We start from the raw sequence: 24,590 nt of genomic DNA, 5'->3' as shown, positions 1-24,590 counted from the left end.
AAATTATAATCGTTTTTTTTGGATTATTTAGATTAGAATTTTATTCGGTTAAACTCACCGATGTTCGTTTGACTATTTCGCAAACAAGTGAATCCAGGTCTTTCGCTGATTGTCGTAAAAAAGAATGGATTTCGCTCGTTTTTTCTTTGGACATTCCTGATTCTAAAAGTTCCAAAAGCCCTAAGATATTAGCAAGTGGCCTTCGGATTTCGTGAGATTGGATCCTTGCAATCTCTTTTAGTTCCTGGATTTGAGCTTTGATTTTGTTTTCAGTTTGGATTTTTTCTGTAATGTCTACGATGATTGCTGAAACATAGTTGGTTTGATTGACTTCGAATCCGTTCAAACTGATTTCGACAAAAATTTCCGTTCCATCTTTTTTCAAAGCCGAAGTGAATTGGTTTTTTCCAACGCGCATTGGTTTGGGACTTGTTATATAATCTGCAACCAAAAGATCATGTCCCGATTTGTATCGAAGGGGAACTAGACATTCTACGGATTTGTCGATGAGTTCTTCTTTTTTAAAACCAAACGTATTTTCTGTTTCTATATTACAATGAACAATTTTACCAGATGTATCAATGATCAAAATTGAGTTAGGGGCCGATTCAATTAAGTTTCTAAACTTTTGTTCGCTTTCGGATAGGGCAATCTCCATTTTTTTTCTTGTGTCTATGTTTTTTGCGCGAAGACAAACTCCCAAAAGATTTTTTTCTCTATCATAAGTGGGACTCATTCTGTATTCAAACCAAATGGAAAGTCCTTTGTAGTCTGAATGCCTTTCGATTAATGTTGTTTCGCCTAAAATTGCCTTTTGTACAAGGACATGGAAAACTTCTTTGTCTTGTTCCGTGACAAAACTTCTATAATCCTCACCAATTTTAATAATTCTTCCAGAATAAGCTTTGAGTGTGTCGAGTAAACTTTGGTTGAAGGCTAAAACGGAATAATTTAGACCGATGAGGACAATGGCATCCGTGGAATTGTCCAAAACCATTTGTGCATAATTCGGTGATCCGTTTGAGTCCATTTTTAGCATAAACTTTCTTTTGTTTAAGAGGAATATATCAAAAAATGAGACGAAATGTAACTTTAGAAACAGACCATTTAGAATTGTTATTTTGTTAGGAATGCATTTTGAATGCTGAAGAATAATTCCTGTATTTTGTTTCGAGTGGCTTGTTTTCTTTGTAAATCCTCTTTTTTAGTAAATCGACACCTAAAGAAAAATGGAACTCTGAAATATTAAGATTTTGTAGATTTCGCCTTGAGTGTCGATACAGGTGAAAAATAGATTCGCCAAACGGATGTCATTTTCTATGATAAATAAGAATTTCGGGACTTGCCCAAATTTTTGATCTTACAATTTTTTTGTCTATTTAACTATTCCAACTCTTCCTCTAACCTTCTCACAACTGTTTCTAAAACCATCACTCGGGCAAAGTATTTGTCATTGGCTGGGACTAAAAACCAAGGGGCTTTGGGTGCGTCGGTTTTGGCAAACATTTGGTTGGCAGCTTCTTCGTAGAGTGCCCATTTGTCGCGGTTACGCCAATCTTCGTCGGTGAGTTTCCAACGTTTGAGCGGATCATTCTTTCTGGATTCAAAACGTAACAATTGTTCACCGGAATCGATATGAAGCCAAAATTTAACGATGATGGTTCCGAAGCTGACTAATTGTTCTTCGAAGAGTAAAATTTCTTCATAGGCTCTCGACCATTCTGATTCGGAGGCAAATCCTTCCACTCTTTCCACAAGGACACGGCCATAGTGGGAGCGATCAAAAATTCCAATATGGCCTTTCTGTGGAATTCGGTTCCAAAACCTCCAGAGATAATGGTGTTGGATTTCTTCGGAACTAGGTGCAGCAATGTTATGAACTTCAAATAGCCTTGGATCCATTTCTTGTGTTAGGCGACGGATGACTCCTCCTTTGCCGGCAGCATCCCAACCTTCGAAAACAAATAAAACGGGCCTTGCTTTCGCTTTGGCTAGAAATGTTAGATCGCGAATTTTGTTTTTTAGAACCTTCATCTTCGCCTGGTATTCGTCAGGTGAAAGAACTTGGTTTTTTTCTAGTTGGTTTAAGTTGAGGGTTCTGGATTGTGTTTTATATGTTTTCATGGGATGAGTTCGGTTCCGTGATTGATCGAGTGGAGGGCAGCCCTCGAGTCAAACTGTAAAATTCTTTCTAAACGTTCAATGATGGCTTCAAAAACAAGGAGTTTGGTTTCTTCTTTTTTGGAATTATAGATGATTTGCCAAGGTGAATCGATGGTGCGGGAAGCACTCAAAATTGAATCAAAAATTTCAAAGTAACGGTTGTAATGTTCTCCTTGGTCTTTGTCAAAGTGGGAAAGTTCCCATTCTTTCTTTTTCTTTTTAGAATCTTCCAGGCGTTTTTTTTGATCTTTTTTGGAAATATGCAAAAAGAATTTATGAACAATGACTTTGTCTTTGGAAAGAATTCTTTCTGTGTTAAGGATGGAGAGTAACCTTTGGTCGTATTCGGATAGGCCAATCTTTTTTTCGGAACGAAGGTAGGCTAGGCGGCTGTAGTAGGTGTTGAGATAAAAAAGTAATTCCCCATAACGAGGAACCACTTTCCAAAAATTCCAAAGGAAAGGATAACCCCTGTCTTCCGATTGGTCTACATAAGGTGAGTAAACTTTAAACTTTCTTGGATCAAGTCTGATCGTTAACGATTGTAAAATGGAGCCTTTGCCCGTTGATGCAAATCCTTCGATAAGAAAAATATGAGCAATCTTCTGGTTAACACTTTCTCTTTGTAAAAGAAAAAATCGTTCTTGTAAGTCAGTCAGGTCACTGGCCGCATACACGGGAACTTGGTTTGTTGGATGTCTCTCTAAAATCACAAGGAAAAATACTAGAAACCATTTGTAAAAAACCTAGCGTTTTTTTCAAAATCTTATGAATTACATTGGCTTTGGAAAACCAGGGCCCGTTGCTTTTGCGATATGATCCAATCCTTTCTCTTGGTTTTCATATCTCGGGATTAAATGTACATGTAAGTGGGGAACTCGTTCGGCAATCGCAACGATGTACATTTTTTCAGGTTGGAATGTTTTTAAAATTTCAGTGGCTTTGTGGAGAGCCCGACCATAGTTTTCAAAGGCAGATAAACTCAAATCAAACCAAGAGTCTACATGCCCTTTGTGTTCCATGTACAAATATCCATCTAGGTTTTGGTCTGCCTTTCGGAGGATCCAGTTTTGGTTTTGGAATACAATTTCTGATTCATTTTTATGGGCTTCACAGATAGGACAATTCATCATTCTTCCCAATTTGGCCGATAGGTAAAGAGATGAGAATCTATTTTTTGTTCATCCTTTTTCTCTCAGGTTTTGGTTATGAACGAACTTATGCCCAAACAAAACTGGATTCTTCTGACCCGCTGACGGAACTCATTTATTCAATCTCTGAAGTTGTCTTTGCCAATCCTTTCCGAAAGGAAGAAACCGAAATTCGAAAACGCATCACCGAGTCCAATGCCGCAGAAATCCGTGACCTTCGTATCCAATTAAAAAATACCATTCGTTCCTTTTCTCTTTCCAGATTGGATGTAAAATCCAAAAATGAGAAACTGCTAAACTTTGAAGTTCAACTTGAATCCATCCCAAACCTTGGTGGTTTCCTTTGGAAGGATGAATCGGGAACCATCTACCAATGGGGAGATTGGTCGGACTTTTATGAAGACGGGTTCAGTCGCGAGAAATTACGGTTCGAAGGTCAGATTCCTTCTTTCTCTTACGAAGCAGGGACTCTATATTTTTTCCTCCGTAACCCTCCTGGATCTTTGCCAGTTGAGTTTAGTTTTCTTGGATGGGAGTCCAATTTTTATGCCTTCGGTGATGAAGGTTCCCTCCGGTATACCAATGACTTCCGTTTAGATCCCTCACAAAGACTTGGTGATTTTCGTAAGGCCTTCGATTCCATCAGAAAAAAAAATCCCGGCTCAGAAATTGTAACTGTCAATGACCTCACTATCTTTATGGTTCCTGGCAAACCCAAACCCATTTATTATATCTTTCTATTCCTTCGTTTTTTCCTGATTGGTTGGACCATCCTTCTTGCCACTTACATCATACGTATGAGCCTCTCCCTTCCAAAAAATCATTTGCCCGAACACAGGGCCCCCTTATCCTGACATTACATCTATCTCTCTGCCCTGGTAGTTCAACGGATAGAACATCGGTCTTCGGAACCGACAGTGGGGGTTCGATTCCCTCCTGGGGCACAGAACATATCTAACCACAAACCAAATCCGCATAACACATAGAAGCCGGGAATCGAACAGTTTTGTGAGCCAAATGATTGCGACCCATAGTGATTCTGGCTATTTTCTGATGAGTAAAATTAAATTAATGATTACTTGAATGAGTAAAAGAGTAAAAATTGAACCGGCAATTCCATACATAATTTTTGTTTGGTTTTCTAGGTCTTCAATACGGAAACTATTGATTAAAAAATAGGCTTCTGAGTTAGAAGGTAAGTATATAAATTCTTTTTCTTTATCTATAGGCTGTTTGTATATCTTCGGATTTCCTTGTTGTTTAGACATTTCCTCATCATGGAGTATTTTACCTGAAAGTTCAGTATATCGATCTTTAATTAATGGATTGGTTCTCCATCTAGCGTAGGCATCGTTATAATATGGAAAAGCAGATTTGAATTGTTTTTTTGAATATAAGTCTTCTCCTTTTGCTATCCATAATTCTGTTTCAAGTAACTCCAGTTTTGTTTGGTCAATTTTCGAATTTTGAAATTTGCTTAAAAGATCCTGAGCTTCTACGAATTTTTTTTCTTTTAAATGATGTCTGTATAGAAATGTATCTTCTTCTGAAACTGCATCTGCGACGATAGCGGTGGTGATAAGAAAAAGTAAAATTAAAGTTATCTTTTTCATATTTTATCTGCTTAGTATGACTGCTTTGTGCCCAAATCTACTTCTTGGCATACTTATTGGTTCGGGAACCCAAGGACTGCCACCAGGATTGGCTAAATCGAGTGAATAAACTTGGTCGACAGGTAGGTTAAATTCCGATGCACCTCCGAATAAATAGAGTTTTCTTTTCTCATAAGAAACTTCCATTGTTGGGTAATAGAGTGCTATTGGAATGTTTGAACCAGTCGCAAAGGCGTTGGATGCATTCCCTAAATAAGAGTATTCAAATCGATTTGAATTAGTCACAGCCGTAACTGGTTGAGAAATATTGGTTCCAGTGGAACCACCTGCAACAAATAAGGCAGGGGTGTCAGTTGGATAAGGATCCGTGGAGATAGGTCGGTAACAAGCGTAACCTGAGCCATGGCGTGCGAGTGAAATGGATGCTTCAATTTTACCTGATGTTGAATTGAGTGATGGGGCATAGGCATCTGTTGTGGCATAAGCCAATCCGTCTGAATAAAATCTTCCTCCCGTAAAAATTAAACTTCCGTTGTAGGTGCATCCGGCCATATCGATACGTGGAAAAATATTGGTACTTGATAACATACTAACCCAAGTTCCATTACTTCCGATATTTGGATAGAATTTATAAATCGTATTGAATATCGTACCCGTGGTCATATCGGTTGTAGTAGTTCCACCTAGAATAACTATCTCTTCATCGAAAGATCCGATGACCCCTCCTTGTAAGGTGGAAGGTATATCCGCGAGATTCCTATTCCATGTATTGTTTAAGGGATCATATGCTTCGACTAACCGGCTCATCGTATAAGCCGCGCCATTTTTGATAATTCCGCCTATAACGTAGATCTTGTTTTTAAAAGATACGATCTGAGCATTGAGTCTAGGTGTAGGAACATTTGTAACTGCAGAGTGCCAAATATTCTCCACAGGATCAAAATAGTCAATTTCGCTAACAGCATTTTTGTCGGAACCAATGCCACCTACGATCCAAATGCTTCTGCGAAATATTACTGCGTTATCAGAAAGAGTTTTGAAAGTAGCGGGTATGCCGAGTCCATTTTCTTTTGTACCACAGGAAGGAACATACTTGTAATCTGAGTCGGTAATTAAATTAGAGAGAGCTATCGCGTGAATTTCACTATCGATAAAAGAAGTATCAACATTGTTGTAGTTGGGCCCAGTCGTTACTAAAAATCCAGGGACTTTGCCTGAACATTTCCAACTAACAACTGCGGAAGTAGTTGATATGCCTGTGACAATTTGCCATTCGATTTTGGCGTTATTAGCATTTCCACCTTCCGTTAGGGGGGAAGAACAGTTCCCTATGAGAAAGAACGTAAAAATAAATGTAATTATGAATTTCATTAGAAGTTGACTCCACCAGTTAATTCGAGCCCCGATCCACAATGAACTTTTTCGATTTCAAAGAAGCATAAGTTTTTCCAACCTATGCGATAGAAGGAAGGTCCATATTTAAGCCCTTGCCAGCCTAATTCAACGTATGCGGAAGGGTTTGATCCAACTTTAGAAGAGTTCTGATCAAATCGAAATACAATCGATGTAGCTCCGATACCTACAATTCCATAAAAATCTAATAAAGGATTTGATTGAAAGATTTTTGACTGATGTAAGTAAATATATCCAGATTGGGTTGTAATTTCTTTGGTGGGCCCAGTGGATTGCAAATATTCAAATTTGAATCCCATTTGGTATGTGTTTTTGAATCTTAAAAATGCCGGTTCGGTAAAGACTGACAAACCATAAAGTGGTGGCGTTTGCGTTCCAAGAGGAGGGAAAAGTGGTAAGTAGGTAAGACTGCCTCCAACTCTTGTTTGGTTGTCTAGTTTATCATTTGCCAGATAAACAGTGGGAAATTCTGGACTTTCGTCGACTTCTGACAAACTATTTTTAATTTCATTCTTATTTATTGTTAAAAATCCCAGTTCTGACTTAATGATTACCTCATCTTTGGTTCTATCAGCGATTGTTCCTTTGATTACACTTCCGTTTTTTAAGGATAAAATTGCAATTTTGTAAGAATTATTGAGTTGTCCTTTGTTAACTAAATCATAATATTCAAGATCTTTTTTGGGGACTTTATATTCAGAGCCCTTGAAACGAACTACAAGCAAACGTTCATCTTCATAGACAAATTCAGTATGAAAGACGTCCCCATTGGGGAATCGGAGTTCTGCTGGGCTTAGTGGAATCGTTAAAATGCCTAGGAAAAGGATCGTAAATATGGGTAACAGGGGTAATGTGAAGCGTTTCATCTATTTTCAGAAGGATTCGTTGACAACATCTTTTGGTGCCAGTTAGATGGCAAGACTATATTCTTTATTTGTTATGTGAGAGACGCTATGCGACAAATTTTAATTAAATTAATTCTTATTACTTTGTTTTCTTTTTTATTTTTGTCGTTTCTCGCTGGACAAAAGTTACCACAACAAATGCCGGAAGTCTCAGTTGACCAAAATGGAAATGCAAATTTTTCGATTCCTTTGGAAGTTCCTGATGGAACGGGAGGATTAACTCCGAGTTTATCTTTATCTTATAATTCAATTAGCCAATCTGGGCTTCTTGGGAAGGGATGGTCACTTAGCGGTATTAGTTTTATAAAACGTGACCCATCTTTTGGTTTGAAATATGACTCAACCGACCATTATGAGTCTTCCGACCATGGTCAGCTTGTTAGTAGTGCAGGTCAAAATTCTGTATTATATTCAAAAGAAGAGAGTTTCTTTAGTTTTTATCCTCAGGGAGATTATGGTTTAGGTCCAGCTGAGTTTATCGCTTTTGATAAAACGGGTAAAAAATACACATACGGGTCAGGAAATTCAAGCGCATTGATGAGCAATGGAGCTGTTCGAGTCTGGGCATTGTCTGAGATTCGCGAACCTCATGGTGAAACAATAAACTATGATTGGGAAATTGTTAAGGGCGAGATTTACCTAAAGAAAATTTCATACGCGGGGAATCAACGTGAAATCCGCTTTGAATATGAAACGAGAAATGATTTTAACAGGAATTTTTTTGAGAAACAATTAATAATTCGAGATCTTAGGTTAAAGAAAATTCGCTTCTATTCAGAAGGTTCTCATGTTCACAGTTATGAGTTCAACTATTCTGAACTAAACTCAATTAAGACTTCTTTGCTAACCAAAATCGAATTTGAAAAAGATAATTTCTTTTCTTTATCAACTCATCAGCCATTAGAGTTTTCTTATGCACCAGCTCACGAAGGAGTTTCATCAAAACTGACAGCCGGTGCGTTAACATTGTCTGGAGGCTATGGAGAGCAGCAAGACGTGGAAGATAGAAATATTGCGTTCTGGAAAGCAATATTGTTTGCAGCTCAAACTGCAAAACTACAAATAAATAGCGGGGCAGATCGCATAAAGGATCCAAGATTAAGGGAATTAACGAATTCCTTTGTTTCTGGTGGTGGGTTAACTGAAGGAGTGGATTATAATGCATCAACAGATATTGTACAAACTTTCAATAATAAAACTGAATTTGTCGGAAGATATCCTGTAGGCAATGATAATCGAGACAGTTGTAATTGGGGTCCCATTGCATGTATGGCACTCATGTTAGGTATCCAAAACGATGCTATTGCATATGTATGTTATCAGTATTTTTTCCTTCAAGCTGATGCGTGTAATAATGGTGTGAACTCGCCATCCAAATCAGCATTCCCGACAGACTTTGATGGCGATGGAGTTGCTGAATATTCACGATTGCACGGATTTATGGATTATGATAATCTCAGCATATTAACAAACGATCAAAAGAATAATAGAGAATATGGTTCACCGAAATTTCCTATTAAATACAATACATATTTTGACCTAGGTGATGTTGACGGTGATATGCGGACTGACTTGGTATTCGAAAGGAACGGCCATCTTAATGTTGCCTTTTCTGATGGAAGCTCACTTGGAAACTATGCTCCTTTCTCGAATATCGCCTTAAATCCTTATCACCAAAATTTTACTATGTCGAATAATTATGTACCTAGGGACTATTTAGTTGATATCAATCGAGACGGACGCGCTGATTTTATTCATTTTGCGAATGATCGTATTTCCATTTATTTGTCTCAGGGGCGAAGTTTTCTGCCAGAAAAAATAATATGGCTAGGGAGTAATCGAAGTCCAAATCAAGAAACCATTGAAACTAATCCATTGTTAGTACACCGGATGAATCAGTTTTCTGATATAGATGGTGATGGACTCCCAGAGCATGTTTTTATTGCTAGCATCAATCAGTCATCGGAACTGTCTCAGATAGCCGAATTGAAAGCAAGGCAATTAACGGAGATAAACTCAGCAAATGCTGAGCGTCAATCTTATATTGATCAAATATTCCTAATATTCGAAGGTAAAGAAGTTACTGATGAGGAAAAAGATTCACTATCTTTGAAGGTTTTTGTAGATGATCGACCTTTATATTGGGAATTGGTTGGATCACCTGGAACTGCTACTTCTTCGCAGAAAGAGATTATATCAAATTCCGTCGGCAAACAGTTTTTTGAGGACAAGTTTAAAGAGATTTTAGCTCGCCATGATTTGGAATATAAGGAAGAGGTGGGCAAAATTAAAAATGTTAATTTGAGTGGTGCTACATTTCAAATGGTTATTTCGAAATTAAATATTTCGAACGGATCACTTTCACAAAGTCTAATGGATTTGCCGCAGTCGATCGTCGGCTATATGGGAAAAAATTGGTTAGTCGATGTCAATAGCGATGGTCTTCCTGACCTAGTATCTTTAGTCAACAGAAATAGCCTAAGCAATCCTTTCGACTATGGACTAGAAGATGCATATACTATGACAAATCAAGTCAAAGTAATCTTTAACACAGGTGGAAAGTTTGATACCTCAAATATAGTTACAACTACTTTGAATACAATTGTAAAGCCTGATCGTTTGGCAAAGGGACATGATTTTAATAAAAAGTTTACTGCAAGTTATGATTTTGCTGATACTAATGAGGATGGTAAGGTAGATTTTATAGTTAAGGAATTTAATTCTAATAACTTTCATGTTTATTTTGGTGAGGGAAATGGGCAATTTTCAGATCGACTCGTATTTGCATTGGAGGCAGAGGATGTATCTAGTGCTAGATTTGAGGATAGAAATGAAGATGGTATAGTCGATTTTTACTATCAGTATGGCAAAACATCAGTCACCAAACAAATCCTATCCAATAGCCCGCAAGTGCTTGGAGGATTGATCACTAAAGTTGTTAATAACGTTCCAGGAAGTGAGATTTCCATTGAATACACATGGAAGAAAAATATGTCTGGTGCTGTTGTTAAAGGCTCCGGAAACTATAATACTTCTTTACCAAATATTTTTTCTTCGATGCTTGTTTCGAGAGTTACTTCTGTTCAGGGAGTCGGGTTTCCTATTGAGAAAACTGAATACTCATACTCTAATTCAAGGTATAAACCTGGCGATATGGAAACTGGATTAAACTATGGATTTGAGTCGATTTCTGCACGATTATTTGTGGATGGAGTTTCTAAATCGAAAGTAGTCACCAATTACTTACAAAATCCCAATTTCCCAGGATTTGTAGGAAGTGTTCTAGTATTTACGGGAAATGATGTTTTGGTATCGGAAGAATCGAAAGGATATACAAAATTTACACCACATACCGGAACCAAGCTAGCTTTACAAACCTCGAGTGAAACTTCCCAATACGAAAACGGACAACTCAAAGACCATGTCACAAGTTCGGTGATATATGATCCTTCGTATGCTTATTCCCCTAGTGTTAATGATGAGAATCACAACGGTCGAAACACTCGGGTAGAAATGAGTTACCAAAATAATTCTGCCATGAAGATACTCGCGCTGCCGACAGAATCTAAAAAAACAGTGAACGGTAGTTTGGTGGAACATAAAAAATGGACTTATAACGGAGCCGATATGGCTTCGGAAAGTAAGCTAGTAAGTTCAGGGCAGTGGTATTCTGTATATTATTCCTATGATGCCATTGGGAATGTGACAAGTTCAACTGATTCTCTCGGTAGGACTTTGTCCTATGAATATGGGGACATCACCCGCAGTAATCCTACGGTGGCAAGGAATGCACTGGGGCAAACTACCAAAAAAACTTACGATAAGAAACTGGATTTAGAGCTAAGCGTAGAAGATCCAAACGGAAATGTGGTCACTTTCGAATATGACGAATATGGAAGAAAGACTGCTAGTTATTTGGACGGGGAAAAGCAGGAATCCATCGAGTATTCTTTTGATGGATCACATTTTGCCACAAAACAAATAACACATTCCGATGAGGGAGAGGTTTGGACAAAGGAAACAACGGATTTACAGGGAAAGATTGTTAAAAAAGAATCTCTCGTTGTGGATGGAATTGTTTCTACGGTTGAAACAAAGTATGATTCTCTTGGCCGGGAGATCCAGAAATCTAATTCTTATTTTACTGGCGAGTCTCCTCGGTGGTCTTATACTTATTATTACACTCAATCGGAAGACACAGAGGAACGACCTAAAGAAACCATTGCGGCTACCGGAGAAATTTCCCGAATGGTATATGGACTTCGCACTACGTCTGTCACAACTACAAATCAATCCGAAGTGATACGCACAGAAACGCAAAACCAGGACAATTGGGGTAGGCTTGTTACAAAAACAGCCCAAGGGGAAACATTACAATACCAATATGATAATGCAGACCGTATGGTTCAAATCTCTGACCCAGGTAACGGGATTACAGAAATTGGTTATGATATTGGTGGTCGAAAAATTAGATATAGCGATTCCAATTCAGGAACCATAAACTATACTTACAATGTGGCAGGGGATTTACTGACACAAACCGATGCACGTGGGGTTGTAATTCGTAAGGAAGTGGATGGAATGGGAAGGATCACTAAGGTGATTCCTGGAAATGACATTCCAACAATCTATGAATATGATTCTGGAAATTCTGTCGCAAGCACTCATGTGATAGGAAAATTAACCAAAGTGACAGATAGTTCTGGGGTTACAGAACTTGCATATGATAGAAAAGGGAATGTAATTGGTGAAAAACGCACCATTGACGATTTGCAGGTGCTTTTCCAAAGATCTTATGATGCGTTTGGTCGAGTCAAAACCATCACTTACCCAGAAGGAACACTGGTTCGCAACCACTACACAGGGACAGGCCAACTTGCCTTTTTGACAATGGACTCTCATGATGGGAATAGCCTTAACCATACAGTGGTGAGTTATGAGGGTCCAAAGGTCGCGGATGAAAAATATTATATAGAACGTAAAACTGGAAATGGGATTGTCACAAAGATTGGCTACGACCCACTTCGCATGCGACCACAAAGCCTTGTGACTTACCTAAAAGACAGTTCTGTCGAACAAAGCCTCAAGTATGATTATGACAAACGTGGAAACATATCTGCGATTACAGATCTAATGAATGAATCGAGATCCCAAAGTTTTGAATACGACCATTTGAACCGAGTGACGAAGGCACTTGGTAAGTATGGAGAAGAGAACTACAATTACCATAGGAATGGAAACTTACTCAATAAGGGAGCATTTACTTATTCCTATGATAATGGAAACCATATCCATGCGGTTACCAGAGTGAATAGTCCTAACACAGGAATTGTTGGTTATACCTATGATGCGATGGGGAATATGACCACTCGCAATGGGGATACACTTGTCTATAATGCACAAAACAAACTGCAACGAATTGAAACGAATGGTGGGGACAGGTTCGAATACACTTATGACCATTCGGGGATGAGGATTAAAAAGTCCTTACAGAATTCGAATACTACAACTTATAGCTTTGGTAACTATTATGAGATCCATAGAACTCCAGGAGCACAAGAGAAACATACATTGTATGTGGTAGGAGCGGAAGGAGATATGGTGGCTCAGTATAGCCGAGGGGATGCGATATTACTGAACCAGATGGCATCGAACGATTGGTTAGTAAATCCCTTTTGCAAGGATGTAAACATCGATTGTGATACTTACTGGAAGAACCGAGTTGGGTTTGCATTTATCAGTTTTTTAGAAGATACAAATGTATATGTGGATGGAAAGATCAGAGAAGGTCACAGAGCCTTACCTTGGGTGGTAATTCTTGGACTTTTGTTCTGGGTGGTATACAAAACAAAAGACCAAACAGAAGGAACAAATACAGAGAGCCTAACCATTGACTTATTTGGAATCTCTATCTTACCTGATTTAACCAATAGAATCCAAAAACAAATTCCTCGTTATGGAACCGCGTTATTTGTGGTTCTATTTACTTTTACCACAACGGCTGGATGTTTTCCCTTGTTACTGGGTGGTGCGGAGGGTGAAAGTGGAACACCAATTTGGATGTTAGGCTTAGGAAATGGTATACCTAGTGATACTCAGTCTGTTGGAGACGAACCAGACCAAGGTGGAAGTGGTGGGGGAGGAGGTTCCTCTACAGGCAACGCGAGAGTATCTGGAATGTATTTTTTCCATCCAGACCATTTGGGAAGCATAACCATGATTACCGATGGGAACGGAAATGTTCTAGCTGGTGGGGAGAGAGGTGGTAAGAGTCATATCACTTACAAACCTTATGGAGAGATACTTCGAACCGACTCTTATGGCCCAGACATTACTAAATTCAAATATACGGGACAAGAAGAAGACCAGGAAAGTGGATTGTATTATTACAAGGCGAGATACTATGATGCTGCTTTGGGTCGGTTTACTAGTAATGATGGTATGGTGTTTCCGGATAAGGAACAAGGGATGAACCGGATGATGTATGTAGAAGGGAATCCGATAGCATTTCTTGATAGTACGGGGAATAGTACAAATTATATGCATATGATAAACCAAATTCTTCGTCATGCCGTGTTTGGTGCTTCAAAAATTGCCTCACAACAAATGCGAAGTATGGGTCGTGGACTAGATTATGCGGGACGGAATGCAGGAAGAGGTATAGATGGCGGGGCTCGGTGGTTAGCTAGCGGAGGAAGTTACTCTAGGAATAAGGGGAATGATTTGGACAATTTGTTTCGGATGAAAAACTTCTTTGGAGCATTAGAAAAATCTGATTTGAGCAATTGGTTATCTAAACAATATAACGATTTTCGCAGGAAACCGATTGAGTTAAATGATAAGAGAGCTTTACGTAAACAGGAAGATGCACATAAGCGAAGATCAATAGGTTGTGCAGTATATTTTGGATTTGGAACCGCTGCTTTTAAAGATTGTTATGCTAGAAGTTATGCACAAAGAGTAAAAAATAGAACTGATATTAAGAAAGGAAGCCGTTGGAACCCGGGGTATGATTATGCTAGTGGAGAACCTTTGTCGCCATTGGCGGATGCAGAATATATTCAACGAGAAATGATAATTACATATATTTTTAGATGTGGTATTCCCTCTGGTTTATCTACGCCACATTGTCTTTCCAAGGAAGAAATTGAAAAGGGAAAAGAGGGGGACAAAGAAAAATGATAAAATTTAGATATATTGTATTATTTTCATTTTTGTATTTTTTTACTCCTTTGATTGCCCAAGGAAAAGGTTCAAATTTATCCCCAAAATTTGGAATATCAATTTCAAATTTTGGAGTTCAAAGATCTATTTTTTCGATAAACTCAGATAAATTCTTACAAGAAGAGGATGAGATATATGGGAGATCTGGCATCGGTGAGGGTATTTCTTTATCAATAATGTATTTTATATCTAATCAAAATTCGATATTACTTCGATTTCATAATTTGAACAACTATAATCGAACGATTAGAAACCCAATCTTTAGCCCACTTTTTGGGTTTGGCGAATATATCGGGGAATATAAAGTATATCGTCCAGATATTGAGCTAATTTTTAGAAATTTTCCGTTCAACAATTCTTTTTATGTCGGCCCAATGATAGGATCGACCGGACCAAGAGATGTAAAATATCTTAAAGCATTTCAAATAAATCCGTTCGACATCGAATTACCGAGAGGCTTTAGCTATAATTCATCCTCAAGAGTATACATAGGTTTAGATACAGGCTTCATGATAGATTTGAATGATTCAATGTTTATCAATATTGGTTATAATATTAAAGTGGCTTCAAACCCTGGAACAAAAAAACATTTTGAACTTAATTATCTCTATTTGGAGAGTTATGGTCTAGATGAATTATTAAAAGAAAAAATCTTAATTGAAAGTTTGAGAAAGGATTTAGATACTATAAAGCAAGGTGCACAAGCTCTTTACTTTGAGATAGGTATTAAATTTTAATTATATATGTTTGGTCTGAATAAAATAAGAAAAAAGTATATAATGTTCTGTTTGGTATTTTTTTTAGCTTTTGAGGTCATATCGACCCAAGTTTATACTCGTAGTCAGCTCAATAATCAGGACTTTTATATAAATTCAAGCAATTACTCAGTCGGCGAGTTAATGTCATATATGAGATCAATTGAAGAATTGTATGAATTAGATTCCAGTGTTTTGATATGGAAAGCAATTCTTTATGAAGAATCTGGATTAATTGAAAATGCGATTCCTGTTTTAATGAAAGCTCAATCAGCTGCAAATAACCGTAATGAAACGGAAGTTTTCTATATTGCAAAAATGCATCAATTGTATTTTTCTCTATTCTTAAATTCAAAGTATGAATACATTTCTAGTTTTAAAGAAAGCATAAGACAAATTCAAAAATATGAAATTATTAATCGGGGTGAAGCAATCATAGAATCACTGGAATCGGGCTGCTTAAATTCCGATTTATGGACTAATATCAAAAGAAAACATATTTCCGTAGGTAGTTATAAATATGATGTTAAGCCTACATTTTATCTATTCAGGATTCACGCTCATCAAAGTATTTTAAAGAAATGTGACTCTCAAGCCTCTTTTTTTCATGCATCAATTAAAAAGGAATTATCCGAATATCCGGGAAATAGATATTTAACTGTTTTAAATGATATATTGGATATAGATAAGAGTTATAGAGAAAAATTAAATCAAATTGAAGCATTGAATTCTTATCAAAAGATTTTGAATGGCATACAAGGTTCTGGTTATAGGCCATGGATTGAGTTTGCAATCGAATATAGGATGATTTTGATTTGTGAATTAAATCAAAATCATTTATGCAATCAAAAATCAATGAAAAATGAAATCAAGAATGATTATTTAATTGGGTCTGAGATGTCTCTTTATAGAGAAATTTTAAATAATTCTTTAAAGGAATAAAATAAACTAAAATTGTGAAGACAACGTTCGTTAATATCGAGATTATTTGTACAGATATAGTATTTCCTTTACACTTTCCTCTAGCTTAGATTAAATTAAATTTCTTCCACCTTTTTTAATTCTCTGATTCCTTCTTGGAAAACTTGATAGGGAGTTCTTCCATTCATATTTCTTCCTTGATTTGATCTTTCGTTGTTATAGAACTTTAGATATGCCTGAAAATCTTTTTCCATCTCAGCTACACTTTCATAAAAGTTAGTTCTGTCAGCAACTCTGAAGTGTTCGTAAAGCAATGTTCGATGAAGTCTTCCCGCTTTTGTCGTTCTATGTTCTATATCTTCTAGCTGTAGGAATAATTCAAAAGGATGTTAGTCTTCTTATCCACAGTATTCTCGTCCATTGTCTGTAAGAATCGTTTTAATTGAAACATTATGTTCTTGGAAAAAAGGAAGGACTTCATTATTCAAAGTTTGGACGGCAGTAATTGGCATTTTCGATGTAAGAAGAGTTCCCCATGCATATCTGGAGTGACAATCAATAACTGTTTGCAAATAGACTCTTCCTATTCCTTTCAATGTCCCAACGATTAAAGTATCCATAGCCACTAAATTCCTTGTAAAATCAGCCTGAATGAACCTATCTCGATATTCAGGATTGAATTTCTCCAATAGCCTTGATTTGCATTCAATTCTATCGGATACTCATTAGTCGAAATTATTCTACTACGGGATTTATACCACTTATTTGGAATTTGTCGTTTGGCTTTTATGATTGGGGAACTCAATGTCTTTTGTAGGTTAAGTGAGTCCTGATAAAAATGAATTTAATATGAATTAAGAAGTGTTTACTAAGTCTAAGCTCTGCTAAAAAATAGTTTAGGTGGTTTTTGTTTTTCTTCTTAAACATAATGGATTAATGAATTTATAGAATTAGTAGATCTGGAAATTTTGATATTTTAAAAGGAGATTTTACTTGATGAGTAATTTATTTACTTAAATTTCGTTCAAATGAAGATTGTAAAATTTATTCTTTTTTATTTTGTAATAACGTTTGCTAACTGTGGCTTGCTTCAATCAAATAATGATTCGGCTAAGAATGGTTTAATGGCTGTGCTCGGTCTTTCTGTATTTATGGGCGCTGGCGCAGGAGGAGACGTCCCAATGGGTGCAAGTTACGTAGCTTGGGGTTCAACCTCCTGTGCTTCCGGTTGGATAACAGCTTATGTAGGTTATATGCAAATGCCTTACATTCGATCGGCTCCGAGTCCCTCAGCGCCTTCCGCAAGTTTGTCAAATTTAATTTGTTCGGCATCAACGATCAGTGGATTGCCTTCTCTTCAAACAAGTTTTTATTCAAGGCCAAGCGGATCTAATTATGGGTCTCAAGGAGAGGCATATATGTCTCAATTTTCCGATAATATTCAAAATTGTGCAGTTTGTGTGAAATAAGGTTTCTGTTAAAAACAGGATATCCTTCCAGAAAACAAACTCAAATTTATTTCCCAAAGGTTCCAGCTCGACCAAACGTACTTTAGTTTCCCGTTACTTACATCGGTGTGTTGCGGGTTAACCCAACAAACAAAGGTTTTCATTCAGTTATAGTCGTTTGGTTTAAATTCCATAGAAAAAATATAATTCCCCATTTTATCTCGATAAGAATATACGAGTGTCACTTCATTCTCACGAAACAGTTTCATATCTGGACTAGATTTGATCGTATTCAAAATGACCGGATATAAATTTTTTTCTAAAGCCTGAATGTCAATTTCGGAAGCAGAATAGGCAATGATGCTGTAATTGTATTGAAAACGTTTGTTTGGAAAAATGGCAACGTTGTCGAGCCTGGTATCTTTGTCTATAGTTTGTGGGCAATTTCGATTGATATCATTGGCAGTCTGCCTGAGTAAATCTTCAAAAGAGGAATTTTTGCTCCAAAAAATTCGCAAATAGTAATTTGAAACCAATCATAGAAATGACTAAGGAAATGGAAAAAATAGCTATTTGTTTTTTAGTCAATGGATGTATCATATCTTCGATCTAATCATATTTTCTAACCGCTGTACGCTGTAACTTACACAAATTAATAATCTAAAAAAGCGTAGCAAGATTTAATTTTCAATTTAATTTCCTTGACAATAGTTTACTAGGAAACTATATTGAGTTTATGCCCAAAAAACAAGATTTAGAGCCTAGCCACTTAAAGTCTCACTTGGGATACCATTTGCGGGTTGTTTCCAATGCGGTTTCGCATACTTTTGCTTCGAAACTTGCCGCTTTGGATGTGACAGTTGCTGAATGGGTGATCCTTCGTGAAATGTATTCTTTTGAAACCAACACTTCGCCTAGTATCATCGCAGAGAGTACTGGCCTTAGTCGGGGAGCAGTTTCCAAACTCATCGACAGGCTACTAGGCAAAGGACTTGTGAGTCGCGAAGAAGCAAGTGGAGATCGGCGTTACCAAGAAATCAAACTGACGAAAGAAGGGATAAAACTTGTCCCAAAACTTTCATTGATTGCAGATGAAAACGATTCCGCTTTTTTCTCTTTGCTCTCCAAATCAGAAAAAGAGGAACTACGCAAAACTCTCGTGAAACTCGCAGAAGCACATAAACTAAACTTAAACCCAATTGAATGAGGAGAACACAATGTCCAACCTAACAACAAAACTAACAGAAGCCCAAAAATTTGCGATGTCCATTCGTCCGAAAGTAGGCGGGTTCCCAATCTTAGCGGAAGTTCTAAGAGAAGCCGGCGTTCTTATGAATCGATGGTATCTTCCTTCTTGCCAAGCCATCTACATAATGAAAGAAGGCTCTGTTGTCCAACAGGGAAATCCACTTGTGTCAGGAGTCCATGAAATTCCGAAGTTTCACCGAGAAGATTTAATTAAGGCAATCCGGACTGACCAAGAAGGAAAAAGTACCTTCCCCGAATTTTTAAAGGCAACTTGGGAAGCAGGTGTAGTAGGATATGATGCTGATTTTACTAACAGAAAAGTAATTTATTACGGTGTGAATGGTGAAAGTTATTTAGAAGAATATCCTGCGGTAACACTCGAAAGATAATGATGCTTAAAAAAAGATATGGAACTTAGAACAATACTGGTAGGTGGGGATTTGATTGTACTTGAGGGAAAGGTTGTTTCTAGTTCTCTAAGGATTACTTGAGATTCCTATTTTTCATTATCATTTATAGGGTTTTTGTTTGATTTGAAAAGTGTACGTTCTGTCTTCGGAATGGATGAGCACTTGTGAATAAAAACCTAAATCGAGGGAACGAAACTTCGAACGAAAGATAGAGGCATCTTCATCAAAAATTTCCTTTCGGCAATCGGAAATTAGGGACTTCCATTTTTCTTTGGAAACAGAATGGTATAAAAATCCGTTGGCATTCGGGGGAATGGTTCGGTTCTCCCAAATGATTTCTTCCTGGAAACACAAAACCCCTTGCCTTGTTTTGATACGAAATTCGGATTTCCAGTTAGGATTTGGAACTTGAAGTGGATTTTTTGTATTATTTTCGATAAATAAAAAATAACCTTGGAACTTTTCATCTTCTTCGCGGGAAAGAGTCAAATAAGTTGGATATCCGTCTACGATCTGTTTGTCGGACTGAGTTCTGTTTTGAAAATTCCCTGGGTTTAAGGCCCGAAACCCAATATAAAAAATAAGAATCACTAGGACTAAATCAATCAGGATGACAATTTGTCTCCATCTGGTTTTTTTGTTTTTATCGCCGATTTGTTTTAGGTATTCGCGAAATTCTTCCGGCGAACGTGAGTGGAATCCTTTTCCCATTTATACTAACTCCACAAGGGATTTTAGAATTTGGTGTGCCGATGGATAAGGTTCTTCCAATTGTTTGGAATGATCCAAAAAGGATAGGGCTAGTTGAACCGATTCAGGTATTTCAAAATCCAAACTCAGGTATCTTGCTAAAATTCCTGATAACAAATCTCCCGTTCCCATGGTTGCGAGTTTTGGATTGGGTGATTCCCAAACATAAGAAGAACCATCGGGACAAACAAGAAGGCTGACAAAAGATTTGAGTAACACATATACATTGTTTTGTGGACAGAATTCGATTAACGTATCATAGGCGGTCTGGACAGAATTATGAGTTTTTCCAGTCATTCGATTTAATTCTCCCACATGGGGGGTGAGTAGGATATTTTTTCCATTGGGGAGTTTCATTCCAAAACTGGGAATGGCCCCTGCATCCAAAATCATTTTTTTACCTTCAGGTAAATTCCATCCTTCCAATTCTTTTGGATACTTTGTGAGGCCAGGCCCGACAACGATTGTTTTTGTTTTCGAAAAAAAAGGATCTTCGGAAATTTCTGAAAACGGTGAGGTTTTTGCCATTTTAGATAGATCATCTTTTAAAATGAGAGATGTCATTTGAGAAGATGGGGAGAAGATTTTACTAATCCCTCCACCGAGTCGTGAAAAGGCTTCTTCGGATAGGAGGATCGCGCCTTCCATTCCTTGTTCCCCACCGAAAAAAATCGCAGACCCCGCACTGTATTTATGATCTTTGTTTTTTCTTTTGATCACTGAGGTTGCTGATTCTGGATCTGGTTCTAGGTAGAATCGATTAGAAAAGTTATCATTGTTTAGGTGGGTACGAATTGGAAATCCAATGGATTCATAGTATCTAGGAATGATGGAATCTTTTTCGTAAATAAATCCAATGTTTTCCCATTTCCTTGTTCCCAGTTCTTCAATGGAATCGGCATACACAAATACATTGGTTTTTGCCGATTCTCCAAGAATGTATGGATTCCATCCACTGGGTGTGTCGAGTGACAACCGGTAAAAAAAGACATCGGAATCGTTGATGGTTTCTATGAGTTCAATTAGTACTTCAGATAGGTTTCCCTGGAATCCAGTTCCAAGGAGGGCATCCACAAGTAAAACAGAGTCTTCCTCTGCCTCTTCCCATTCTCTATAAAAGTCCTCTACATTACCAATGATTCCGAGTGTTTTTAAAACCAAAGATTCGTAGAACTTTCCCGCCTCGGATTTGTTTGGTGACGTGGCAAAACAACGAACAGAATATCCTTCTTGGTGAAGGGTGTGGGCGAGGGCATAACCGTCCCCACCATTCCCTCCTGTCCCGCAAAGAATCCAAATGGACTCTGCTGTTTTCCATAAATCTTCATTGGCATGGAATACAGAAAGGGCAGCCATTCCCATTAGAGTCTCTTCATTAAACCCTAATTCTTTTGCGGTGAGAGAATCTAATGCCTTAGATTCTTGGTTGGTGAATAAGGGTTTTTGTTTCATTTAAATCCAACGATAGACTTCCAAAGCCCCTGCGCGAATCCGAACGGAATAAATATTATCAAAAGCATCTGTATAGGTTTCTCGCCATTGGCCACGGGGACTTGAAAAAGGAATTCGTTTATTATTGATATGGTTTCCTTCTTTATCGTGGACTTGGAGCCTTGCCGCATTTCCACCGTCTTCCGTTTCCCAAATATAAAACTCACCATTGTTTCTGATGGAAAATAATATCTCCGAAGGGTCTTGGATCTCTTTCAAAAATTCAGAACTTTTGGAATCAAAAACAAAACGAAAGATCCGACGAAACTTAAACCGTTTGTCTTTTTTGGAATAATAACTAAAAGATCCGAGAACATACTCACCTTCTGGATGAGGCAAAAGTTTATCTAGAGTGATGTCATATTCTTTGGAATCGTTACTCGCAAACACATCGAGGCCTGATTCTTTTAAGTTCCCTTTGAGTTCTCCTTCTTCAAAATAGGAAAGTCGCATTTCTTCTGCAATGCGGTGGTAGACAAATAATTTTTCGCCTTCCCCCGGGAGAATGAATTCAATATAACGAAAGGGTTCTGAGTTTTTTCCAGATGCCCCTAACATAAATTTCACGACACCTTTTTGTGAAATTTGTACAAGGAATGAGGGTAATACCGTCGTTCCTTGAGTAGAAAAGGCACCACTATACGTTTTGTATAGGTTTTCTTGGCCTTGGGGAAGTTCCATTCCCTTCGATGAAATCCGATTTTGTACAATTAGGTCTCCGTCTTCATTCATGGCAACAATTCCGATCCCACCAAATCGAAACGGATAATGGGGGATTCCGGAAATGGATTTGAAATCCGGGTTTCCTAGAGTGGCATCAAGCCTTCCATTTCTATCAAAAAGTTTGATTACCGCTTGTTTATTGTCCGCCATTGCGCTAATATTGGAAGAGTTGGGGATGGTTAAGGGAACGTTGGTGAGGACTTGGTTCACCACGACACCTTCAAAACTTTCATTGGTTTGTCCAAGGGGGATGCGGAAGAGGATTTCTTCTTTCAAGTTTTCCACGCGGAAGCGAAGGCAGGAAAGGGAAAAGATCAGGGTGAGGATGAGATAAAGGATTCGCATGGTGCAACATCCATTCCCTAATTTTTTATTTACAGGACAACTCGCTTTTCCTAAGTTGACAGTAGACATGTTAAATTTTAACATGGGCTGGGTCTCTTATACAGATCCCTTTTGGGATCTTTTGGAAATGGTTTGGTATATACCGAGGAAAACATCAGAGAACTTACTTTACGTGTTCTCGCTCCACCTCTAGCGCTTTTTTCGCTCCAAGTACAGAATCGGAAGAACCACGCCCTCATTGAGATTGAACTGGATCATCTCACAGACAAAACTGGCTCTGCTAGTTTAGAAGACTGTGAGACTGTGTCTAGGAGACTCAAAGAGGAGCTGGATTTATGGGGAGAGGAATTTGATTTCACTCTCCAAGTCTCCTCAGCGGGAGCAGAACGTGTTTTGCGTCTGCCGGAGGATTTAATTCGTTTCCAAGGACTTTTAGTCAAACTAGAAGTACCGCTGGAAGCAGGAAAATGGGACAAACGATTGTATCGTTTGGGACCGGTTTCGGGGGATTCTGTCGAGCTTACGCTTTACGATCGTAAAACTCGACACAAAAAGAACCAAAAATCGGTATCTATGCCCATCGCAGAAATACGAAAGGGAAATTTGTATTTAGAAATTTAAGACTATGGCGACAAAACAAGCAACGAAAGAAACTGGGCTATTCGAAGCCATCCAACAATTCTGTCAGGATAAATCTCTTGATAGAGAACTCGTACTCGGTGTCATTCGAGACTCACTTCTCGCCGCCTATCGGAAAAAAGTCGGATTGGAAGCGGAAACAGATGACCGTTGCCAAGTAGACTTCGGGTCCGACAACAAAAACGAAATCATCATCTCTGTCCTTCGTGACGTGGTAGAAGATAAAACAACAAACCCTCTAGAGATTTCTCTGGAAGAAGCAACCAAATTGGATCCTTCTGCACAAGTGGGAACCCAAATGCGTGTGTTTGAAAAACCACAAGACCTTTCTCGGGTTCTTTCTAGCCAAGCCAAACAAATGGTTTTCCAACGTCTTCGTGACATGGAAAAGGAATTACTCTACCAAGAATATAAATCCAAAGAAGGGGAACTCACTCACGGGTACTTCCAACGTTGGAAAAAAGACATCATGTCCATCGACCTCGGTAAGGTAGAAGGGATCATGCTGAAAAAAGACCAGAACCCAGGGGAAAAATACCGCCAAGGGGATCGTCTGAAAGCCATCATTTCTAGGGTAGAACTCAGACCCCGCGAACCAATGCCTGTCATCACACTCTCCCGTGCATCGGGTGACTTTGTGAAAAAACTCTTCGAGATGGAAATTCCTGAAGTGTATGATGGCATCGTGGAAATTCGTGATGTCGCTCGTATCCCGTCTTACAGAACCAAGGTGGTTGTTACCACTAGTAAGTCTGACGTAGACCCTGTGGGTGCTTGCGTAGGGATGAAGGGAGTTCGGATCCAAGCCATCGTCAGAGAACTTGGAAACGAAAGGATCGACATTGTCCTTCATTCGGATGAACCAAGTGTATTTATCGCCAATGCTATTTCTCCTGCAAAACCAGTAGAAGTGCATGTGGACAGAAAAAGAGGAGATGCTCTTGTCATCGTTCCGGATGAATCTCTTTCTCTTGCCATCGGAATCAACGGATCGAACGTAAAACTCGTATCTCAACTTTCCGGTTTCAAAATTGATATCAAAACAGTATCCCAATACAACCAGGAACTAGCTTCTCCAGAAGCTCGTGAAAAACTGGATCGACTCTTCAATGCCCAACAAGAAGCAATGGAAGAGTCAGATGACCAATATGGTGAAAGTGCAGACGAGGAAGAAGAGGATTCCGGATACACTCCGTTATCCGAAGTTCCTGGACTCACTCCAAGGATCGTTGGTCTTCTCGAAGCCGGCGGGATCAAAAATGTGGAAACCCTTCTCGAGTTCAGCCAAGAGGAACTTTCGAAAATTTCCGGAATCGGGAAAACAACAGCAGAGCAAATTTTGCGTCTGCTCCGTGAATCTATCGAATGGGTAGAAGAGGGTTAAGTTTTAA

At 38.3% G+C, this 24,590-nt stretch carries 20 protein-coding genes, 1 tRNA gene and 1 pseudogene; 10 read left to right on the top strand and 12 right to left on the bottom strand.

The features are described 5' to 3' along the window. Positions 1–40: 40 nt before the first annotated feature. From EHQ24_RS04565 to EHQ24_RS04550, 4 genes are all read right to left on the bottom strand, one after another. Complete coding sequence (locus EHQ24_RS04565; RefSeq protein WP_244310297.1) at positions 41–1,030, bottom strand: PAS domain-containing protein; 990 nt, start codon at positions 1,028–1,030, stop codon at positions 41–43. A gap of 353 nt (positions 1,031–1,383) precedes the next feature. Beyond that, positions 1,384–2,124 carry a UDP-galactose-lipid carrier transferase gene (locus tag EHQ24_RS04560; protein ID WP_135600493.1) on the bottom strand — a complete coding sequence of 247 codons (741 nt, stop codon included), beginning with the start codon at positions 2,122–2,124 and terminating at the stop codon, positions 1,384–1,386. Continuing rightward, complete coding sequence (locus tag EHQ24_RS04555) at positions 2,121–2,876, bottom strand: polyphosphate kinase (protein ID WP_135600492.1); 756 nt, start codon at positions 2,874–2,876, stop codon at positions 2,121–2,123. The genes EHQ24_RS04560 and EHQ24_RS04555 overlap by 4 nt, the downstream gene beginning before the upstream one ends. Positions 2,877–2,936: 60 nt before the next feature. Continuing rightward, a complete protein-coding gene (locus tag EHQ24_RS04550; RefSeq protein WP_135600491.1) occupies positions 2,937–3,293 on the bottom strand; it encodes an HIT family protein in 357 nt (118 codons plus the stop codon). A 32-nt stretch (positions 3,294–3,325) separates the two neighbouring features. On the opposite strand from EHQ24_RS04550, the gene EHQ24_RS04545 reads away from it, so the two are divergent. Then, positions 3,326–4,168 (top strand): hypothetical protein, encoded by an 843-nt coding sequence (locus EHQ24_RS04545; protein WP_135600490.1) that lies wholly within the window; start codon positions 3,326–3,328, stop codon positions 4,166–4,168. 18 nt (positions 4,169–4,186) lie between these two features. Then, a tRNA-Arg gene (locus EHQ24_RS04540) sits at positions 4,187–4,258 on the top strand. A 99-nt stretch (positions 4,259–4,357) separates the two neighbouring features. Here EHQ24_RS04540 and EHQ24_RS04535 read toward each other — a convergent pair. From EHQ24_RS04535 to EHQ24_RS04525, 3 genes are read right to left on the bottom strand one after another with little or no spacing between them, the layout of a single operon-like run. Continuing rightward, positions 4,358–4,927, bottom strand: a complete 570-nt coding sequence (locus EHQ24_RS04535) for a hypothetical protein (protein WP_135600489.1) — start codon at positions 4,925–4,927, stop codon at positions 4,358–4,360. A gap of 3 nt (positions 4,928–4,930) precedes the next feature. Continuing rightward, a complete protein-coding gene (locus tag EHQ24_RS04530) occupies positions 4,931–6,298 on the bottom strand; it encodes a kelch repeat domain-containing protein (protein ID WP_135600488.1) in 1,368 nt (455 codons plus the stop codon). Continuing rightward, complete coding sequence (locus EHQ24_RS04525; RefSeq protein ID WP_135600487.1) at positions 6,298–7,206, bottom strand: LA_3334 family protein; 909 nt, start codon at positions 7,204–7,206, stop codon at positions 6,298–6,300. The genes EHQ24_RS04530 and EHQ24_RS04525 overlap by 1 nt, the downstream gene beginning before the upstream one ends. An 87-nt stretch (positions 7,207–7,293) precedes the next feature. Here EHQ24_RS04525 and EHQ24_RS04520 point away from each other — a divergent pair, with 87 nt between their 5' ends. The 3 genes from EHQ24_RS04520 to EHQ24_RS04510 all read left to right on the top strand — a co-directional run bounded on the left by EHQ24_RS04520 (position 7,294) and on the right by EHQ24_RS04510 (position 16,166). Beyond that, positions 7,294–14,427 carry an RHS repeat-associated core domain-containing protein gene (locus tag EHQ24_RS04520; RefSeq protein WP_135600486.1) on the top strand — a complete coding sequence of 2,378 codons (7,134 nt, stop codon included), beginning with the start codon at positions 7,294–7,296 and terminating at the stop codon, positions 14,425–14,427. Then, complete coding sequence (locus EHQ24_RS04515; RefSeq protein ID WP_135600485.1) at positions 14,424–15,206, top strand: hypothetical protein; 783 nt, start codon at positions 14,424–14,426, stop codon at positions 15,204–15,206. Before EHQ24_RS04520 ends, EHQ24_RS04515 begins: the two co-directional genes overlap by 4 nt. A gap of 171 nt (positions 15,207–15,377) precedes the next feature. Then, on the top strand, positions 15,378–16,166 hold the full coding sequence (locus tag EHQ24_RS04510) for a hypothetical protein (protein WP_135600484.1): 789 nt from the start codon (positions 15,378–15,380) through the stop codon (positions 16,164–16,166). 95 nt (positions 16,167–16,261) lie between these two features. Here the strand turns inward: EHQ24_RS04510 and EHQ24_RS04505 are convergent. Then, positions 16,262–16,840: pseudogene (locus EHQ24_RS04505) on the bottom strand (DDE-type integrase/transposase/recombinase); the annotation flags it as partial. Between the two features lie 429 nt (positions 16,841–17,269). On the opposite strand from EHQ24_RS04505, the gene EHQ24_RS04500 reads away from it, so the two are divergent. Further along, positions 17,270–17,614: a hypothetical protein gene (locus tag EHQ24_RS04500; RefSeq protein WP_135600483.1), complete on the top strand. Its 345-nt coding sequence runs from the start codon at positions 17,270–17,272 to the stop codon at positions 17,612–17,614. Positions 17,615–17,757: 143 nt separating this feature from the next. On the opposite strand, the gene EHQ24_RS04495 is transcribed toward EHQ24_RS04500, so the two are convergent. After that, positions 17,758–18,111 carry a hypothetical protein gene (locus EHQ24_RS04495; RefSeq protein ID WP_135600482.1) on the bottom strand — a complete coding sequence of 118 codons (354 nt, stop codon included), beginning with the start codon at positions 18,109–18,111 and terminating at the stop codon, positions 17,758–17,760. Between the two features lie 218 nt (positions 18,112–18,329). Here EHQ24_RS04495 and EHQ24_RS04490 point away from each other — a divergent pair, with 218 nt between their 5' ends. Next, positions 18,330–18,800: a MarR family winged helix-turn-helix transcriptional regulator gene (locus EHQ24_RS04490; protein WP_135600481.1), complete on the top strand. Its 471-nt coding sequence runs from the start codon at positions 18,330–18,332 to the stop codon at positions 18,798–18,800. A gap of 10 nt (positions 18,801–18,810) precedes the next feature. Then, the gene (locus tag EHQ24_RS04485) at positions 18,811–19,230 is read left to right on the top strand and encodes a DUF1398 domain-containing protein (protein ID WP_135600480.1); all 420 of its coding nucleotides are present in this window, start codon (positions 18,811–18,813) and stop codon (positions 19,228–19,230) included. A gap of 120 nt (positions 19,231–19,350) precedes the next feature. On the opposite strand, the gene EHQ24_RS04480 is transcribed toward EHQ24_RS04485, so the two are convergent. From EHQ24_RS04480 to EHQ24_RS04470, 3 genes are read right to left on the bottom strand one after another with little or no spacing between them, the layout of a single operon-like run. Then, on the bottom strand, positions 19,351–19,962 hold the full coding sequence (locus EHQ24_RS04480) for a hypothetical protein (RefSeq protein WP_135600479.1): 612 nt from the start codon (positions 19,960–19,962) through the stop codon (positions 19,351–19,353). Next, positions 19,963–21,453 carry an NAD(P)H-hydrate epimerase gene (locus EHQ24_RS04475; protein WP_135600478.1) on the bottom strand — a complete coding sequence of 497 codons (1,491 nt, stop codon included), beginning with the start codon at positions 21,451–21,453 and terminating at the stop codon, positions 19,963–19,965. Beyond that, positions 21,454–22,644: an LIC_12708 family protein gene (locus EHQ24_RS04470; RefSeq protein ID WP_244310296.1), complete on the bottom strand. Its 1,191-nt coding sequence runs from the start codon at positions 22,642–22,644 to the stop codon at positions 21,454–21,456. It lies immediately after the preceding gene. A 48-nt stretch (positions 22,645–22,692) separates the two neighbouring features. Between EHQ24_RS04470 and rimP the strand changes: the two genes are divergently transcribed. Both rimP and nusA read left to right on the top strand, forming a co-directional pair. Continuing rightward, on the top strand, positions 22,693–23,181 hold the full coding sequence (rimP, locus tag EHQ24_RS04465; protein ID WP_243401270.1) for a ribosome maturation factor RimP: 489 nt from the start codon (positions 22,693–22,695) through the stop codon (positions 23,179–23,181). A gap of 4 nt (positions 23,182–23,185) precedes the next feature. Beyond that, on the top strand, positions 23,186–24,583 hold the full coding sequence (gene nusA / locus EHQ24_RS04460) for a transcription termination factor NusA (RefSeq protein ID WP_135600477.1): 1,398 nt from the start codon (positions 23,186–23,188) through the stop codon (positions 24,581–24,583). The last annotated feature ends 7 nt before the right edge of the window (positions 24,584–24,590 follow it).

The organism is Leptospira noumeaensis (genome assembly GCF_004770765.1).
In the GTDB taxonomy this organism is placed as follows: Bacteria; Spirochaetota; Leptospiria; order Leptospirales; family Leptospiraceae; genus Leptospira_A; species Leptospira_A noumeaensis.
Note: the sequence above shows the minus strand (reverse complement) of the source record. Positions and strands in the feature narration are given on the sequence as shown.